We start from the raw sequence: 16397 nt of genomic DNA, 5'->3' as shown, positions 1-16397 counted from the left end.
GCCATTGATAATGCGGAGACGCTTACTGAGGACGAACACGCTACGCTCTCGGAAGCTGCTGCTATCCTATCCGAAGCAGAGAAGCGCGAGAGGGAGGCAAGGACCGGGTGGGTATTTGCCGAAGGCGACCAAGTGCGCAAGAAATCCGGCTCATGGTGGGAAGGCCGCGTCGTCGGCAGGTATTCAACCGAGCAGACGCCACGCGGGTATGCCGTCCAGTTGGATAAGCCATTCGGCCCTGTACAGATTTACCCGGAATCGGCTCTTGAGAGCGCCCTGCAATCGGAGGAGCGCTGATGAAGATGGAATCCGCCGGGAAGGACATGCGCCGCATCGTCTCCGATACCGGAGAGGTGGTTGGCCTTGCCGCAAAACTTATGAATAACCGTTGGTGTGCCCTTGATTGTGACGGCGGCCGTATATCGCGGGCGGGTTTTTTCGACACTCCGCGCCAAGTTTTGCAATGGTTTGAGAAAGAGGAGCGGGGATGGTCAAGCTGATCCTGCCGCTGAAAGCGGAATACTTCGACGCGATCCGCGCCGGTACCAAAACCGAGGAATACCGGCTGGCGAATGCCTATTGGACAAAACGCCTAATCGTTGGCGGTGAGCGCGGCATCCTCCATCGCTCTTTCGACAGCATCGTTCTGACGAAAGGCTATCCGAGCCGCGACGACCAATCCCGGCGTCTAGAACTGCCTTGGAATGGCTTCACCATAAAAACGATCACGCACCCACACTTCGGCCCCGATCCGGTTGAGGTCTTTGCAATCGATGTTTCGCACCGAGCGGCGCTTGAAAGGAGCGAGGGATGACGGCGGAAGCCAGAACAATCTCCAGAAGATCTAGAGCCAGCGAAAGAGCTATCACAGCCGCCCTCGCCGCGATGAAGTCTGCGGGTCTGCCTGTGGATAAGGTGTGCGTAAACGGTGGACAGGTCGAGATCCACGTCAATGCCGTTGAGGGCGCGACCGAAGCTGAAAATGATGGAGGCCTCAAAGATTGGTGAGGCTTCAAATGAAAATCGACTTTCCGGGCCTGATAGAGCAGAAGCTTCCTTCGGGCACGGTCATTTATCGCGTCAGGCCGAAAGGCCAACACAGCAAGCGCATCCAGATAAGCGGGGAGTTCGGCTCAGACGAGTTTATCCGCCAATACTGGATAGCCAGGCGCGGAGAAAAACCGGAGCAGGAGAAGAAAGCGTCCGAGCAGGAAGCCCCGAAATCTATCGGGTGGCTTGTTCAAAGCTACTTCGAATATTTGGAAGAGCGCGTGAAGGCCGGAACAACCAGCGCAAAAACGGTGAAGAAAAAGCGTAATCTTCTCAACCGGCTAATTGTCGAACCGGACAGGAAAATGCTCATTCCGCGGGAAAAGCTCATTGAGATGCAGGACAAGATGGGGTCGACGCCGGCACAGGCCGACGCACTCATGGAAGCTGTTAGCGTCATGTACGATTGGGCTGTTGAGCGGAGATATATTCTTGAGAACACGGCCAAGGGCATCAAGCAGATATATCGCAAGGGCGAAGGCGCCACACCGTGGAAGGCAGCGGATGTCAAAAAGTTCTTTGCCGCCCACAAATACGGTAGCAAGCCCTATATAGCCATGAACGTTCTGCTGTGGACCGGGTGCCGAATTGAAGACCTGACGATTCTTGGACGGAAATTCGAATGCGTCATCGAGGGGATTGAAGCGCTTCGCTGGACGCCGCTGAAGCGCGGGTCGTCGGAAGTGTCCCTTCCCTTGTTCGCGCCGCTGAAAGCAGCAACGAGATCGGCAACAGTGCAAGGCAACACATACGTTCTCGGCAGAGGTGGCAATCCATACGCCAGCGGAGACGCAATGTCCGCTATGTTCAAGCATTGGTGCCGTGATGCCGGCCTAAACGAACTGTCTGCCCACGGGGTCAGGAAAGGTCTGGCAGAGGTGTTGGCTGAAATGGGTTGCACCCAATACGAGATCATGGCGATACTCGGTCATTCCGAAGCCAAAACGAGTGAAATTTACACACGCAGGGTCGAAAGATGGAAGCTTGCTCAGGGTGCTATGGAGAAAGTAACCGCGACGGGCGCTTGGTTCTGATTGGTCCAATGCCGGTCCAAAATTGGACCGGTATCATTGAAACATCTCAACAATTTCTTGTTGAATGGTGCGGTCGAGAAGACTCGAACTTCCACGGGTTGCCCCACAGCGACCTCAACGCTGCGCGTCTACCAATTCCGCCACGACCGCATCGTGGTAGATGTCAACTTGCGCCGACGGGGGTGCATGTAGCAAAAGGATTTTCGGTGCACAAGAGCGTCGTGACAGTTTTTTGAAATTAAAAATCGCACCGCGCCGCCCTATATGCAGGAAGCCCGGAAATGCTGGGGTTGCCGGCCTCCCGCCATTTTGCGAGAAGGCTGTGGAAAGGACTTTTTCATGCTCACACGCACGGATATCGAGACAAATATGCTGCCGGCCCCCGGTTCGCCGCCCGTTCGCTGGCGAATCTCCGAAGGTCTCGTCCCTTACGGGCAGGCAATCGAGGAAATGGAGCGGGAAGTTGCCGCCATCGCCGCCGGCGAGGCCGACGAACTCGTCTGGCTTCTGGAGCATCCGCCGCTTTACACGGCCGGCACCAGTGCCGATGCCGCCGATCTGATAGAACCGGACCGTTTTCCCGTCTTTGCGACGGGCCGCGGCGGCGAATATACCTATCATGGCCCGGGACAGCGGGTCGTCTACGTCATGCTCGACCTGAAACGACGCCGGCAGGATGTCCGCGCCTATGTGGCGGCGCTGGAAGACGTGATCATCCGCACGCTGGACAAGATGAATGTGCGTGGAGAGCGGCGCGAGGACCGGGTCGGCGTCTGGGTCAGGCGGCCTGAAAAACCGCTTCTGCCGGATGGCGGCATGGCCGAGGACAAGATCGCCGCGCTTGGCATCAGGCTGCGCAAATGGGTGAGCTTCCACGGGCTGTCGATCAACGTCGACCCCGACCTCGGGCATTTCTCCGGAATCGTACCCTGCGGCATCAGCGCCTATGGCGTCACCAGCCTTGTCGATCTCGGATTGCCGGTTATGATCGGTGATGTCGACGTTCTGCTGCGCGAGGCCTTCGAGGAGGTTTTCGGCCCGGCAGTGCCCGAAACCGGCGCAGGCGGCTAATCCCACCGCAACCTTTGCCGCAGGCCGGTGTTTCCAGCATCGATCACCACAAGAGGAGGAACGACCATGTTCACAACGTCCGCTTATGCCTGCGATGACGGTTCTTCACCGATGAAGCTCGCGACAATCAAGCGTCGCGATCCCGGCCCGCGCGATGTCGAAATCGAGATCGAATTCTGTGGCGTCTGCCACTCGGATATCCACACGGCCCGCAGCGAATGGCCGGGCTCCCTCTACCCCTGCGTTCCCGGCCACGAAATCATCGGCCGTGTCGCACGGTTGGGTTCGGATGTCACGAAGTTCAAGGCGGGCGACCGTGTCGGCGTCGGCTGTATCGTCGACAGTTGCCGGGAATGCGCAAGCTGCGCCGAGGGGCTGGAGCAATATTGCGAAAACGGCATGACCGGCACCTATAATTCGCCTGACAAGGCGATGGGCGGCGGCGCCCATACGCTCGGCGGTTATTCCGCCCATGTGGTGGTGGATGACCGCTACGTGCTCAATATTCCAGAAGGGCTCGATCCGGCCGCCGCCGCTCCCCTGCTCTGCGCCGGCATAACCACCTATTCGCCGCTGCGCCACTGGAATGCCGGTCCCGGCAAGCGCGTCGGCGTCGTTGGCCTCGGCGGCCTCGGCCACATGGCCGTGAAGCTTGCCAATGCCATGGGGGCAACGGTGGTGATGATCACCACGTCGCCCGGCAAGGCGGAAGATGCAAAAAAGCTCGGCGCCCACGAGGTGATCGTTTCCCGTGATGCCGAACAGATGCGGAAGGCCGCTTCCAGCCTCGATCTCATCATCGACGCGGTGGCCGCCGATCACGACATCAACGCCTATCTCGCGCTGCTGAAGCGCGATGGTGCATTGGTGCAGGTGGGCGCACCGGAAAAACCGCTGTCGGTGCTGGCCTTCAGTCTCATCCCCGGCCGCAAGACCTTTGCCGGTTCCATGATCGGCGGCATTCCCGAAACCCAGGAAATGCTGGATTTCTGCGCCGAGAAAGGCATCGCCGCCGAAATCGAGATGATCGATATCGGTCAGATCAATGACGCTTATGAACGCATGATAAAAAGCGATGTGCGTTATCGTTTCGTCATTGATATGAAGAGCCTGCCGCGCCAGAAGGCCGCCTGACCTTGAAAGGGGGCGGCCTTTCGGGCGTCCCCTTCCTCATTGGACCTTTCGGTCGAAAGCGCAGCCCGAACCATGACCAGCCAGACCGGTTTCAGCGATGTCGCCAAGGGCATGACCATCATGGCAGGCTGCATGTTCGTGCTGCCGGTCATGGATGCGATCGCCAAATACATGGCGGTCAGCGGCGGCATGTCGCCGGCGCAGGTCACCTTCTATCGCTTTTTCTTCCAGGTCCTGTGCACCCTGCCGCTGCTGCTCGTGGTCTCGCCCAGGGCGCTGTTCAGCGCCAAACGGCCGTGGATGAACTGCCTGCGCGGCGTGCTGCATGCCTCAGCCAGCCTGATGTTCTTCGCCGCCGTCAAATACATGCCGCTTGCCGATGTCTTCGCCATCTATTTCGTCGAACCCTTCATGCTGACGATGATGTCGGCCCTCTTCCTCGGCGACAAGGTCGGCTGGAAGCGCTGGATGGCAATTGTCGTCGGTTTTGGTGGCGCGCTGATCGTCATTCAGCCGAGTTTCGAGATCTTCGGCTGGACCTCGCTCCTGCCGGTCGCCTGCGCCTTTCTCTATACGCTTTACCTGTTCCTGAACCGCGCCATCGGTGACGCCGACAGCCCGCTGGTCATGCAGACCATGTCCGGCATTGCCGGCACCATATTCATGGGCGCGGTGCTTTTGGCCGGTGATGCGCTGGGCGACAGGGATTTCGCGATCTCGCTTCCGCAATCCGGCTTCGCGCTTGTCCTGCTCATCCTGCTGGGATCGATATCCGGCTACATGCACCTGCTGATCGTCAGGGCTTTCAGGCTGGCCCCGCTGTCGCTGCTGGCGCCTTTCCAGTATTTCGAGATCATCTCGGCGACAGTTCTCGGCTATGCGCTGTTTTCGGATTTCCCGACGCCATCGAAATGGCTCGGCATCCTCATCATCGTCGCATCCGGCCTGTTCATCATCTGGCGCGAAAGCAAGCAGGCCCATGCGACACCGCCGCTCGACGGGCAATGACGCCTGACGCCGGTCCCGTCAGGTGCCGGAGGGCAGCGGCCCTTCATCGTGATGATCCTGCGCTTCGACGAGACTGCCAAGCAGCCAGAGCGAAACCTCCGCCGCTTCACCCGCGGATTTGAAACGATAGGAGCCGCTATATTTCGGCATGTCGAAGAAGGTGACCACGAAACCGTCGCCGCTTTCCAGACCCTCTATCCTGATGCGCTCGGGATCGATCATCACGCACACATAATGCGAGCCCATGTTGCGCATGAAGCCGGCCTTGTTGTCGTGCAGCCGCACAAAGGCCGCGCCGCCATCCGCCGTCATATGAAGGCTTCTGATCGCCTCGTTCGGAAAGGCACGGGCGAAATCCATGATCGCCTGCCCCACATCATGGCTGTTGTCATCCTCCGTCGCCCGCGACATGCGCCAGGCATAAACGGCAAAGACCGAAAGCAGCACGAAGACGATAATCCAGATCGCCAAATTCATCCGGGACGCTCCCTAAGCACCGAAACCTTTGGATTCGCGAATCGAAACGACGCGAACCCGTTTCAGGTTCATATAGGTCGAGGCTTGCGTGAAGTGTGGCGTGGCGGAGAGACACGGCGCCGCTGAAGATCAGAAGCGCTTGAGAAACGATGCCTTCGCGAGAAGCCATTGCCGGCGAAGCTGCGAGAGCTGCAATTCGCCTTCGAACACTCCCGATCCAGCCTTTCGGGCGGCAACGATAACAGGGCCGGACAGGGCAACAGGCAGATAGGCGGCAAAAACGGTCTTGGAGGTCGTCGCGCGCCGGGCCTTTTCCAGATGATCCAGCGCGTGCGCGGCAAACAGCTCGATGGCAATACCGATCCGTTGCCGATCCGCGCCCTCGAGGAAGGTCTCGCGATCGAGCCCGGCGGCCGAGAGCATGTCGGCGGGAATATAGACCTGCCCGCGACGGCGATGCAGCGGCATGAGAAGCAGGATACCGGCCATGGCCTGCGCCACACCCGCATGCCCTGCCGCTTCCGCGCTGGTCGTAGCGTCCTGCGGGGAAAGCACCAGGCTCGCCAGCTGAATAAGGGCGGACGCGGTTTCCCCCGCATAACCCTCAAGCGCGTTGCGATCCTCGAACAGATCATCGTAGAGATCGAAGATACGCGCCTCGATCATATTGACCAGCACCGGGCGCGGCAGGCGATGCTGCTCGATCACGGCCAGAAGCGCCGCCGCGACGGGGTGGGACTGGCTGTCCCCATGCGCACTGCCCTCAAGCAGGTCGCGCCACCATTGCATGCGCACTTCGCCGGGCAGCGCCTCGCGCACGGAATCACGGATACGCGCGATTTCGGCGTTGAAGGCATAGAGCGCCGCCAGAGCGTTGCGCTTATCGGCAGGCGACAGAAGACAGGCGAGATAGCGGTCGCGATCGGTATCGCGCAGCGTCGCGAGGCAGACGTCGAGATTTTCTGTGGGTGCCATGGTTCCCCGCGCGAAACGTCCTGTCAGCCTTCGACGGCAATCAGCGCCGCAGCCACGGCGCGCGATTCCGAAAGCATGATATTATAGGTGCGCACGGCAGCACCCGTGCTCATCGGGTCGACGGAAATGCCCGCTTCCCTGAAGGCCGCGCGCAATTCCTTTGGCAGCACCCGCATGCCGTCACCCGTGCCGATCAGCAGCACTTCTATGTCCTGCGCTTCCGCCAGAACCTTCTCGAAATGCCCGAGGGTCAATTCTTTCGCATCGACGGGCTCCCACCCGTAAATGCCCGAAGGCAGAAGCAGAAGCGAGCCGCGATGCGACATCTCGGCAAAACGGAAACCGCCATTGCCATAGGCATCGATGGGCGCCCGGCCGGGAAAATGGGCCGGGCGTATTTCGATCCCGCCGGCCATCAGACGGCAGGCTTGCCGCCGATGGCATTGCCGGGCTTTTCGTCCTTCTCGTCTTCCGCATCCTTGTTATCGGGACGCAGCTTGAAGGCGATCAGCACCGGTGCGGCAATGTAGAGCGACGAGAACACGCCGATACCGACACCGAACAGCATGGCGAAGGTGAAGGACCTGATAACCTCGCCACCGAAGAGGTAGAGCGCGAGCAATGCCAGAAGCACGGTCAGACCGGTGAGGATCGTGCGCGACAGCGTCTGGTTCAGCGATGCATCGATGATCATCGACAGCGGCATCTTTTTATAACGCCTGAGGTTTTCGCGGATACGGTCATAGATGACGACGGTATCGTTCAGCGAATAACCGATGATCGTCAGGATCGCCGCGATACTCGTGAGGTTGAACTCTATCCCCAGGAAGACAAAGAGCCCGATGGTGAAGACAACGTCATGCACCATGGAGATGACAGCGCCGAGCGCAAACTGCCATTCGAAGCGGACCCAGATGTAGACCATGATCGCCGTCATGGCGAGCATGATACCGATCGTGGAGGTGTAGGTAAGGTCACCCGACACGGCCGGACCGACGACTTCCACACGGCGGAAATCGTATTTGTCCTCAAGTTCGCCACGCACCATGGTGATGGCGGACTGCTCGGCATTCTCGCCGCCTTCCTGCGCCTGAATACGGATGAGGACATCCTGCGGCGTGCCGAAGTTCTGCGCCTGGATTTCACCGAGGTTCAGCTGGTTCAGACGATCGCGGATATCGGCGAGATCGGCTTCACCCTGCTTGGCGCGCACTTCAATGACGGAGCCGCCCTGGAAGTCGATGCCGAGGTTCAGGCCCTTGGCCACGAAACCGCCGATACAGGCGAGCATGATGGCGCCGGTGATCATGAACACCACGCGGCGATAGCGCATGAAGGGAATGTCGCGGCCATCGAACATGGCCGTGCGCACGCCCTTCGGCAGGTGCTTCGGACGGCTGCGGCGAACCCAGTAGCCGAACATCCACGCCGTCAGCGTATAAGCGGTGAAGACGGTGGTGATGATACCGACGGCGAGCGTGACGGCGAAGCCCTTGACCGGGCCGGTGCCCATGTAGAACAGCACGCTCGCCACGATCAGCGTCGTCAGGTTGGCGTCGATAATGGTCGCAAAGGCGCGGGTAAAGCCGTTATCCAGTGACTGGATCAGCGGCTTGCCGCTCTTCACCTCCTCGCGTATTCGCTCGTAGATCAGAACGTTGGAATCCACCGCCATGCCGATCGTCAGAACGATACCGGCGATACCTGGCAATGTCAGCGTCGACCCGATCACACTGAGAACGGCGAGCAGCATGACGACGTTGACGACAAGGGCGATGTTCGCCAGCAGGCCGAAGAAGCCGTAGAAGACGAACATGAAGATGAGGACGCCGACGGCGCCGATGGCACTTGCCGTCAGGCCGGCGGTGATGGAGTCGTTACCAAGGCTCGGACCGACCGTGCGTTCTTCAACGACGGTCAGCGTGGCCGGCAGCGCGCCCGCGCGCAGAAGAACAGCAAGGTCGTTTGCGCCCTGCACCGAGAAGCTGCCGGAAATCTGTCCCGAACCGCCGATGATCGGCTCGCGGATGACAGGTGCGGAAATGACCTGGTTATCGAGCACGATGGCGAAAGGTTTGCCGACATTCTGCTGCGTCGCCTGCGCAAAGCGCTGCGCACCGCGGCTGTCGAAGCGGAAGGTGACGACGGGTTCGTTGGTCTGCTGGTTGAAGCTCGCCTGTGCGTCGACGAGATTGTCGCCGGAAACGAGCGCGCGGCGTTCCACCAGATAGGGAACCGGCGGATCGTCCTGCGAATAGAGAACTTCAGAGGTCGCGGGCGGACGGCCGTTCATCGCTTCCTGAACCGGCATGGTGGTGTCGACCATGCGGAAGGACAGCTTTGCCGTCTGGTTGAGCAGCGATTTCAGACGCTGGGGATCCTGAAGGCCCGGCACCTGTACGATGATGCGGTCGGAACCCTGGCGCTGGATGAGCGGCTCGGTAGTGCCGACTTCGTCGACGCGGCGGCGCACGACTTCGATCGACTGCGATACGGCCGACGACAGGCGGTAATCGACGCCTTCATCCGTAAGGTTGAGCCGCAGCAGATTGTCGCCGCCGTCGCTCATCGTCACTTCGGTGATGGAACCGCCAACCAGCGTTCCGGCGGATACCGGCTGCGTCAGATCGCGTAGCGCCGTCTTGGCGGCTTCCAGCTGGGCGGGATCGCTGATGCGAACCTGAATTTGCTGGCCGTTGCCGGTGAGCCCCGAATAACGGATGTTGGCATCGCGAAGCTGGGTACGCACATCGCCGACAATCGTCTCAAGCCGTTCCTTGACAATGTCGGAACGCTCGATCTTGAGCATGATGTGCGAGCCGCCCTGAAGGTCGAGACCGAGCGTTACCTTGTTGTCCTTGTACCAGGCAGGCATGCTCTCCAGCTGTTTTTCCGAAAACAGGTTGGGAGAGGCGATGAAGACGCTTGCCAGCACAAGCAGCCAGATGAAGACTGTTTTCCAACGGGAAAAATGAAGCATTTCGATCTCGGTCAGGGTTGGGGTTGCGCGGACAGCGCAACCCGTCAAAATTCGCAATCGGGCGTCCGGTTATCCGGCAGGATCAGGAAGCGGCTTCCGTCTTGACCACTTCACCCTTGACACGCACTTCGGCGATATAAGCGCGGGCAGCGCGGATTTTCACGCCTTCGGCGATTTCGACTTCGAGTTCATTGTCGTCGATGACTTTGGTCACCTTGCCAACGATGCCGCCGCCAAGAACGACCTGATCGCCACGGCGAATGCTGGTCAGCGTTTCCTGGCGCTTCTTCATCTGCGCGCGCTGCGGGCGGATGAGGAAAAAGTACCAGACGACCATAAGGGGCGCAAACAGGAAAAGCATTTCCAGGCCGGAACCGAAGGCCGATGCGCCGCCCGTTGCGTCCTGGGCAAAAGCTTGACTAATGAACATATAAAACTCCTCAACGATTACGGCACGACCTCGTATGCCGCCCCAGCTTTCAAGCCGCCGGAATATAGTGGGGAACGCCGGGATTGCAACAGATGCAGGGCCCACGCCGTACCGATTCCGGACCTCTTAACCTTTATGGGCCGGAAACACCATGCTAGGCCGGTCGCAAAACAGAGTTTTGAACACCAGACAAGCGGAAGAAACACCATGATTCGAGAAGAAACGGCCACCCTGCTTCTTGCCGAACTGCGCCGGCTGAACGTTGCCGTGGAGCGGCTGGCCGGCCCCGCCCCCGCCGTAAACGACTGGAATGCCGCCGATTGTTTCGTCTGGTCGCCGGTCAATTCCTTTCTGCAGCCGGTCCCCCGCCCCAATCGTATCGCGCTCAAACTCATTCGCGGCGTCGATCATGTGCGTGACATCCTGCATGAAAACACCCTGCGTTTCGCCGATGGTTTTCCCGCCAACAACGTGCTTTTGTGGGGCGCGCGCGGCATGGGCAAGTCCTCGCTGGTCAAGGCGGTTCACGAAGATGTGCGCACCGCAAGCGGCGTTCCCCTGAAACTGGTGGAAGTGCACCGGGAGGATATCCACACCCTGCCCGCTTTGCTCGACATACTGAAAATCTCGGATCAGCGCGTCATTCTGTTCTGCGACGATCTCTCCTTCGATCACGACGACACGGCCTACAAATCGCTGAAGGCGGCGCTCGATGGTGGTATCGAAGGCCGGCCGGACAATGTCCTTTTCTATGCGACCTCCAACCGCCGCCATCTGCTGCCACGCCACATGATGGAAAACGAACAATCGACCGCCATCAACCCGTCGGAAGCAGTTGAAGAAAAAGTCTCTCTCTCCGATCGCTTCGGCCTGTGGCTCGGCTTCCACAAATGCGGCCAGGAAGACTATCTGACGATGATCGATAGCTATGCCGAACACTTCGATCTGGGTCTGGACCGCGAAACCCTGCATCACGAGGCGCTGGAATGGGCAACCACCCGCGGCGGCCGTTCCGGCCGTGTGGCCTGGCAATATATTCAGGACGCCGCCGGACGCCTGAGAAAATCCATCGACCGATAACGACACCGTGACATCAGGCGAAAGCCGGTGTCGTTACGGCCACAAAGCGTGTCGTATTCCCGAACGACAAGCCTCGCCCCGCATGGTTTGCTGCAGATATCCGGTTCCGCTTCGAATTTCAGGGCGGAACAGTCGGAACACCGGCGAAATGCCGGTGGCTGCGGCGGGCGGTGATCGGGAGACAGGCTGCGTCTTTCAGGACGTGCGGCAATACCCCTTTCCATCCCCTTGCCGGACGATTCCGTGTGAGCCGAACAGCGGCTCGCACGCGTGCATTGTGACGATATCCTGCCCGCGGAGGAGCGGGCCGGCATTGGCGTTCAACCCCCAGGAGGAGATGGATATGAGCAGGAACAGAGGCGTCGTCTACATGCGGCCGGGTCAGGTGGAGGTCCGCGATATTGACGACCCCAAGCTGGAGGCGCCGGATGGCCGCCGTATCGAACACGGCGTTATTCTCAAGGTGATTTCCACCAATATCTGCGGCTCCGATCAGCACATGGTGCGCGGCCGCACCACGGCGATGCCGGGTCTCGTCCTTGGCCATGAAATCACCGGCGAAGTCATCGAAAAGGGCGTCGATGTCGAAATGCTCGAAATCGGCGATATCGTCTCGGTGCCGTTCAACGTCGCCTGCGGCCGTTGCCGTTGCTGCAAGTCGCAGGATACCGGCGTCTGCCTGACAGTGAACCCGTCACGCGCCGGCGGCGCTTACGGTTACGTCGACATGGGCGGCTGGATCGGTGGACAGGCCCGCTATGTCACCATCCCCTATGCCGATTTCAACCTTCTGAAATTCCCCGATCGCGACAGGGCGATGTCGAAGATCCGCGACCTCACCATGCTGTCGGACATCCTGCCGACCGGCTTCCACGGCGCGGTCAAGGCGGGCGTCGGTGTCGGCTCCACGGTCTATGTCGCGGGTGCCGGCCCGGTCGGCCTTGCGGCTGCCGCCTCCGCCCGCATTCTCGGCGCCGCGGTCGTCATGATCGGCGATTTCAACAAGGATCGCCTCGCACATGCGGCAAAAGTCGGTTTCGAACCCGTCGATCTCTCCAAGGGTGACCGGCTGGGCGACATGATCGCCGAAATCGTCGGCACCAACGAGGTGGACAGCGCCATCGACGCCGTCGGCTTCGAGGCACGCGGCCATGCGGGCGGCGAACAGCCGGCCATCGTTCTCAACCAGATGATGGAGATCACCCGCGCCGCCGGTTCGATCGGCATTCCCGGCCTTTACGTCACCGAGGACCCCGGCGCGGTCGACGCCGCGGCAAAACAGGGCAGCCTGTCGCTGCGTTTCGGCCTCGGCTGGGCAAAGGCGCAATCCTTCCACACCGGCCAGACGCCGGTCCTGAAGTATAATCGCCAGCTCATGCAGGCGATCCTGCATGACCGCCTGCCGATTGCCGATATCGTCAATGCGAAGATCATCGCGCTCGACGATGCCGTGCAGGGTTATGAAAGCTTCGATCAGGGCGCGGCAACCAAATTCGTGCTCGATCCCCACGGCGATCTGCTCAAGGCGGCCTGACGCCTGCCGTCGGTAAACCAGAATGACGAAACGCCCGCGACATATCTCGTCGCGGGCGTTTTGCAAGCCAACCATGTCTCCGGCCGGAGATATTACATGTCGTTCTCGACAAGAGCCTCAAGCTCGACCCTTGCCTCGGCGGAGAGATAGGGCCGGAACAGGCTGGAGACCTGTTGCAGCCCCCAATCCAGCTGCTGCGGCCCGAATTCGCCAACACCCTCTTGCAGATTGAGATAGGCAGCCCAATAGGTCGAGACGATCCATAGATTCGTCAGAACCGCATCGCGCTCGCTTTCGGGAATGGTCACCAATCCGGCTTTCTGCATCCGGCCGACAATGTCGCCAACCGCCAGCCGCATGGTGGCGCTTATGGCCCTGACCGGCTCCACCAGCCCCGGCGCCAACGCGACGAGCCCGACCAGATCGCGAAACAGAAAGCGGTAATTCCACACCAGCGAGAACCATTGCCGAAGAAAACCGGCATAGGTGGCCGCCGCCGCCTCGTCTGCCCCGTCAACGGTTGCGACAAGAACCATCGCATCGGCTTCGAACCGCGCAAACAGGGCGAGAACCAGCGATTCCTTGGTGCGGAAATGATAATAGAGATTACCCTCGTTGATACCGACCGAAAGGGCGATCTCGGCCGTCGTCACCCGGTCAGGCCCGCGCTCGTTGAAGAGGTCAAGGGCGGCATCCAGAATCCTGTCCCGCGTGCGCCGTGGTCGTTCCGCATCATTGTTCTTCATCAAAATCGCGTCCCGTCATTGAAATCTAAGGCATGCACCTTAAGTATCTAAAATAAGGTATACACCTTAACAGCAATGTCCCGTCATTCAACGTGAATTAAGGAGCTGTCGATGATCGGAACCGGCCTTTCCACCCCGTCCATGGATGTAACCGAGACGGAACCCCTGTCGAAATTCGCGGCGGCACGTCTCGCAATCTCGCTTGTCCGCAATCCATTGAAGGCACTGCCGCCGGAAATCTTCAGCAAACCGGCGGTCTTCACCCGTCTCGGTGGCACGATGCGTGTGCATCTTGCCGATCCCGCACTGATCCATGAGGCACTGGTCAAGAACGCACACCTGCTCGGCAAGGGTGAGGACGTGCGCCGGGTGCTCGGCCCTGCCCTCGGTCAGGGTCTTCTGACCGCCGATGGCGACCACTGGAAATGGCAAAGACAATCCGTTGCCGCCGCCTTCCGCCACGAAAAGCTGCTGGATTTGCTGCCGGTCATGATCGACACGGCACGGCGCACGCAAGCGCGCTGGCGCGCCCCCTCGACGGGTAACATCGATATCGGCCACGAAATGATGCGAACCACCTTCGACATCATCGTGGAAACCATGATGTCCGGCGGATACGACATTGATATCGCGCGCGTCGAACAGAGCATCACCGATTATCTGAGGCCGACGGGCTGGACCTTCGCCCTCGCCATGCTGGGCGCACCGGAATGGCTGCCGCATCCCGGCCGGCGCAAATCCCGCGCCGCCGTCGATTACCTGCGCGCCAGTCTCGCGAAGGTGATTGCCGGGCGGCGGGCAAACCCGACCGACAGAACCGATCTCGTCTCCATGCTGCTGGAAGCCAGGGACCCGGAAACCGGGCGCATGATGAGCGATGAGGAAATCATCGACAATCTGCTGACCTTCATCACCGCCGGCCATGAAACGACGGCGCTCGGCCTTGCCTGGAGCTTCCATCTTCTGTCGCGGAACCGGGAAACGGAAAGAAAAATCATCGAGGAAATCGAAGCCGTCACCGCCGGCGAACCGGTCGCGGCCGAACACATCGCCAATCTCACCTACACCCGGCAGGTGTTTTCGGAGGCGATGCGGCTTTACCCGCCCGCCCCGGTCATCACCCGCACGGCACGGCAGGATTTCAGGCTCGGCGAGCACGATATCCCGGCCGGAACCATTCTTTATGTGCCGATCTATGCCGTGCACCGGCACGCCGCGCTGTGGGACGAGCCCGAACGCTTCGACCCGTCACGCTTCGAACCCGAAAAGGTCAAGGCGCGCCACCGTTATGCCTATATGCCCTTCGGCGCCGGTCCGCGCGTCTGTATCGGCAATGCCTTTGCCATGATGGAGGCCGTGGCGATTCTTGCCGTCCTCTTGCAGACGATCCATCTCGAAAACACGTCACCGGCTGCGGCGGAGCCGCTGATGCGCGTGACATTGCGGCCGCAGGACCGGCTGATGATGAGGATCACGCAGCGAAAAAACAGATCGCCCGCGGCGTGAACCACCGCGGGCGACTGATAGATAAATGCGAAAATCCACCCGTCACCGAGTGGTGACGATCAGAGGTCGACGTCGAGGATCGCCATGGAGAAATTGTACGAGCGGTCGCCGTCCTCGTCGTCGATATAGACAACGCCGAGAAACTCTTCGCCAAGATACACTTCGGCGGAATCGTCCTTGCGCGGACGCGCCTTGACCACCATCGTCGGGTTGAAGGTGCGCTTGAAATAGGCGTCGAGTTTTTTGATTTCGTCGGCTTTCACCACTATTCTCCTGTGCGGTTCGCGTTGGCCCGCTTTTGGCATGGGACAAAGGCCAAAGTAAAGTGAAAGCGGCGCATCGCCCCAGCCTTTCACAGGCCATGTCTTTCGCACGCTGTCTTCCATACGGACGACCGCGAAAATTCCGGGGTGGTCAGATATCGGCTCCGATAAGCTGGTCCATCAGTCGCGAGGGTTCCGAACACCCTGCTTCTCCCACCACGCGCGCCGGCACGCCGGCAACCGTGGTCTTGGGCGGAACCGGCTTCAGCACCACCGAGCCGGCGGCAATGCGCGAGCAGCTGCCGATCTCGATATTACCGAGGATTTTCGCCCCCGCCCCGATCATCACGCCATTGGCGATCTTCGGATGGCGGTCCGCCCCCTCCTTGCCGGTGCCGCCGAGCGTGACGCCATGCAGGATGGAGACGTTATCACCGATGACGGCCGTTTCGCCGACCACCAGCCCGGTGGCGTGGTCGAGGAAGATGCCCTTGCCGATGCGCGCCGCCGGATTGATATCGGTCTGAAAGATGCTCGATGAGCGGCTTTGCAGATAAAACGCAAAGTCCTTGCGGCCCTTCTGCAGCAGCCAGTGGGCGAGGCGATGGGTCTGGATGGCCTGGAACCCCTTGAAATAAAGGAGCGGCTCCATGAAGCGCGTGCAGGCCGGGTCGCGATCGTAGACGGCCTGAATGTCGACGCGCAGCACGCTTCCCCATTCCGGCCAGTCATCCAGCATGTCCTGAAAGGTCTGGCGCAGAAGCACGGCCTGCATGTCGGGATGATCGAGGAGTTCGCAGATACGGTAGATCACACATTCTTCGAGAGACCGGTGATTGAGGATCGTCGAATAAAGGAAGGCGGAAAGCAGCGGGTCCTGTGCCGCGGCACTTCGGGCTTCATTGAGCAGGCTGCCCCAGATGGGATCGACGATCGCCAGCTGTTCGGGCTGACGGGCCTCGGTACGTGCGACCATGAATGGTCTCCTCGTTTGCAGTGGTCGTTCTTTATACAGAAAAAGACGTGCATTAGAAATGGGATTCGAATGACGACTTTAAAGGCGGCAAGGCTTCAGTTTTTCTTCATGCAGCATGAAAAACCGTTTCTTG

17 protein-coding genes, 1 tRNA gene and 1 pseudogene are annotated in these 16397 nt (G+C 60.1%); 10 read left to right on the top strand and 9 right to left on the bottom strand.

Annotated features, from left to right (window positions below; genetic code table 11):
• Positions 1-114: 114 nt before the first annotated feature.
• The 4 genes and pseudogenes from JZX88_RS26090 to JZX88_RS05880 all read left to right on the top strand — a co-directional run.
• Positions 115-297: pseudogene (locus JZX88_RS26090) on the top strand (hypothetical protein); the annotation flags it as partial.
• Positions 297-500 (top strand): hypothetical protein, encoded by a 204-nt coding sequence (locus JZX88_RS05890; RefSeq protein ID WP_206912896.1) that lies wholly within the window; start codon positions 297-299, stop codon positions 498-500. The pseudogene JZX88_RS26090 and the gene JZX88_RS05890, both read left to right, overlap by 1 nt.
• Positions 488-814 carry an ASCH domain-containing protein gene (locus JZX88_RS05885; protein WP_206912895.1) on the top strand — a complete coding sequence of 109 codons (327 nt, stop codon included), beginning with the start codon at positions 488-490 and terminating at the stop codon, positions 812-814. The genes JZX88_RS05890 and JZX88_RS05885 overlap by 13 nt, the downstream gene beginning before the upstream one ends.
• A gap of 202 nt (positions 815-1016) precedes the next feature.
• Positions 1017-2084 carry a tyrosine-type recombinase/integrase gene (locus JZX88_RS05880; RefSeq protein ID WP_206912894.1) on the top strand — a complete coding sequence of 356 codons (1068 nt, stop codon included), beginning with the start codon at positions 1017-1019 and terminating at the stop codon, positions 2082-2084.
• Between the two features lie 65 nt (positions 2085-2149).
• Here JZX88_RS05880 and JZX88_RS05875 read toward each other — a convergent pair.
• Positions 2150-2234, bottom strand: a tRNA-Leu gene (locus tag JZX88_RS05875).
• 189 nt (positions 2235-2423) lie between these two features.
• Here JZX88_RS05875 and lipB point away from each other — a divergent pair.
• The 3 genes from lipB (at position 2424) to JZX88_RS05860 (ending at position 5297) form a co-directional block, all read left to right on the top strand.
• Positions 2424-3155 carry a lipoyl(octanoyl) transferase LipB gene (lipB, locus tag JZX88_RS05870; RefSeq protein ID WP_174029459.1) on the top strand — a complete coding sequence of 244 codons (732 nt, stop codon included), beginning with the start codon at positions 2424-2426 and terminating at the stop codon, positions 3153-3155.
• A 66-nt stretch (positions 3156-3221) separates the two neighbouring features.
• Complete coding sequence (locus JZX88_RS05865) at positions 3222-4289, top strand: NAD(P)-dependent alcohol dehydrogenase (protein ID WP_065115711.1); 1068 nt, start codon at positions 3222-3224, stop codon at positions 4287-4289.
• Positions 4290-4361: 72 nt separating this feature from the next.
• Positions 4362-5297 (top strand): DMT family transporter, encoded by a 936-nt coding sequence (locus JZX88_RS05860; protein WP_065116210.1) that lies wholly within the window; start codon positions 4362-4364, stop codon positions 5295-5297.
• An 18-nt stretch (positions 5298-5315) separates the two neighbouring features.
• On the opposite strand, the gene JZX88_RS05855 is transcribed toward JZX88_RS05860, so the two are convergent.
• From JZX88_RS05855 to yajC, 5 genes are all read right to left on the bottom strand, one after another.
• The gene (locus tag JZX88_RS05855; RefSeq protein WP_065115712.1) at positions 5316-5774 is read right to left on the bottom strand and encodes a hypothetical protein; all 459 of its coding nucleotides are present in this window, start codon (positions 5772-5774) and stop codon (positions 5316-5318) included.
• Positions 5775-5903: 129 nt separating this feature from the next.
• Positions 5904-6749, bottom strand: a complete 846-nt coding sequence (locus JZX88_RS05850) for a phytoene/squalene synthase family protein (RefSeq protein ID WP_206912893.1) — start codon at positions 6747-6749, stop codon at positions 5904-5906.
• A gap of 23 nt (positions 6750-6772) precedes the next feature.
• Positions 6773-7165: an Mth938-like domain-containing protein gene (locus JZX88_RS05845; protein ID WP_065115714.1), complete on the bottom strand. Its 393-nt coding sequence runs from the start codon at positions 7163-7165 to the stop codon at positions 6773-6775.
• Positions 7165-9729, bottom strand: coding sequence for a protein translocase subunit SecDF (secDF, locus tag JZX88_RS05840; protein ID WP_174029462.1), 2565 nt, complete (start codon positions 9727-9729; stop codon positions 7165-7167). Before secDF ends, JZX88_RS05845 begins: the two co-directional genes overlap by 1 nt.
• Before the next feature lie 82 nt (positions 9730-9811).
• Positions 9812-10159 (bottom strand): preprotein translocase subunit YajC, encoded by a 348-nt coding sequence (gene yajC / locus JZX88_RS05835; RefSeq protein WP_003495911.1) that lies wholly within the window; start codon positions 10157-10159, stop codon positions 9812-9814.
• 207 nt (positions 10160-10366) lie between these two features.
• On the opposite strand from yajC, the gene JZX88_RS05830 reads away from it, so the two are divergent.
• Together JZX88_RS05830 and fdhA are read left to right on the top strand one after the other, a co-directional pair.
• Complete coding sequence (locus JZX88_RS05830) at positions 10367-11239, top strand: ATP-binding protein (protein ID WP_110760452.1); 873 nt, start codon at positions 10367-10369, stop codon at positions 11237-11239.
• Positions 11240-11582: 343 nt separating this feature from the next.
• Positions 11583-12773 carry a formaldehyde dehydrogenase, glutathione-independent gene (fdhA, locus tag JZX88_RS05825; protein ID WP_065116211.1) on the top strand — a complete coding sequence of 397 codons (1191 nt, stop codon included), beginning with the start codon at positions 11583-11585 and terminating at the stop codon, positions 12771-12773.
• Between the two features lie 92 nt (positions 12774-12865).
• Here the strand turns inward: fdhA and JZX88_RS05820 are convergent, their stop codons facing one another.
• A complete protein-coding gene (locus JZX88_RS05820) occupies positions 12866-13519 on the bottom strand; it encodes a TetR/AcrR family transcriptional regulator (RefSeq protein WP_065115717.1) in 654 nt (217 codons plus the stop codon).
• A 111-nt stretch (positions 13520-13630) separates the two neighbouring features.
• Between JZX88_RS05820 and JZX88_RS05815 the strand changes: the two genes are divergently transcribed.
• Entirely contained in the window at positions 13631-15025 is a 1395-nt protein-coding gene (locus tag JZX88_RS05815) for a cytochrome P450 (protein WP_206912891.1), read from the top strand.
• A gap of 59 nt (positions 15026-15084) precedes the next feature.
• On the opposite strand, the gene JZX88_RS05810 is transcribed toward JZX88_RS05815, so the two are convergent.
• Complete coding sequence (locus JZX88_RS05810) at positions 15085-15288, bottom strand: DUF3126 family protein (RefSeq protein WP_003524869.1); 204 nt, start codon at positions 15286-15288, stop codon at positions 15085-15087.
• A 151-nt stretch (positions 15289-15439) separates the two neighbouring features.
• A complete protein-coding gene (gene cysE / locus JZX88_RS05805; RefSeq protein ID WP_065115719.1) occupies positions 15440-16264 on the bottom strand; it encodes a serine O-acetyltransferase in 825 nt (274 codons plus the stop codon).
• Positions 16265-16397 lie beyond the last annotated feature (133 nt).

Origin of the sequence: Agrobacterium sp. OT33 (genome assembly GCF_017313365.1) — a bacterium.
GTDB lineage: Bacteria > Pseudomonadota > Alphaproteobacteria > Rhizobiales > Rhizobiaceae > Agrobacterium > Agrobacterium rhizogenes_A.
Note: the sequence above shows the minus strand (reverse complement) of the source record. Positions and strands in the feature narration are given on the sequence as shown.

Excerpts from the sequence above, each read along its gene's own strand:
- JZX88_RS05890 (WP_206912896.1), top strand. The coding sequence starts at position 297 with ATGAAGATGGAATCCGCCGGGAAGGACATGCGCCGCATCGTCTCCGAT.
- JZX88_RS05885 (WP_206912895.1), top strand. The coding sequence starts at position 488 with ATGGTCAAGCTGATCCTGCCGCTGAAAGCGGAATACTTCGACGCGATC.
- JZX88_RS05880 (WP_206912894.1), top strand. The coding sequence starts at position 1,017 with ATGAAAATCGACTTTCCGGGCCTGATAGAGCAGAAGCTTCCTTCGGGC.
- lipB (WP_174029459.1), top strand. The coding sequence starts at position 2,424 with ATGCTCACACGCACGGATATCGAGACAAATATGCTGCCGGCCCCCGGT.
- JZX88_RS05865 (WP_065115711.1), top strand. The coding sequence starts at position 3,222 with ATGTTCACAACGTCCGCTTATGCCTGCGATGACGGTTCTTCACCGATG.
- JZX88_RS05860 (WP_065116210.1), top strand. The coding sequence starts at position 4,362 with ATGACCAGCCAGACCGGTTTCAGCGATGTCGCCAAGGGCATGACCATC.
- JZX88_RS05855 (WP_065115712.1), bottom strand. The coding sequence starts at position 5,774 with ATGAATTTGGCGATCTGGATTATCGTCTTCGTGCTGCTTTCGGTCTTT.
- JZX88_RS05850 (WP_206912893.1), bottom strand. The coding sequence starts at position 6,749 with ATGGCACCCACAGAAAATCTCGACGTCTGCCTCGCGACGCTGCGCGAT.
- JZX88_RS05845 (WP_065115714.1), bottom strand. The coding sequence starts at position 7,165 with ATGGCCGGCGGGATCGAAATACGCCCGGCCCATTTTCCCGGCCGGGCG.
- secDF (WP_174029462.1), bottom strand. The coding sequence starts at position 9,729 with ATGCTTCATTTTTCCCGTTGGAAAACAGTCTTCATCTGGCTGCTTGTG.
- yajC (WP_003495911.1), bottom strand. The coding sequence starts at position 10,159 with ATGTTCATTAGTCAAGCTTTTGCCCAGGACGCAACGGGCGGCGCATCG.
- JZX88_RS05830 (WP_110760452.1), top strand. The coding sequence starts at position 10,367 with ATGATTCGAGAAGAAACGGCCACCCTGCTTCTTGCCGAACTGCGCCGG.
- fdhA (WP_065116211.1), top strand. The coding sequence starts at position 11,583 with ATGAGCAGGAACAGAGGCGTCGTCTACATGCGGCCGGGTCAGGTGGAG.
- JZX88_RS05820 (WP_065115717.1), bottom strand. The coding sequence starts at position 13,519 with ATGAAGAACAATGATGCGGAACGACCACGGCGCACGCGGGACAGGATT.
- JZX88_RS05815 (WP_206912891.1), top strand. The coding sequence starts at position 13,631 with ATGATCGGAACCGGCCTTTCCACCCCGTCCATGGATGTAACCGAGACG.
- cysE (WP_065115719.1), bottom strand. The coding sequence starts at position 16,264 with ATGGTCGCACGTACCGAGGCCCGTCAGCCCGAACAGCTGGCGATCGTC.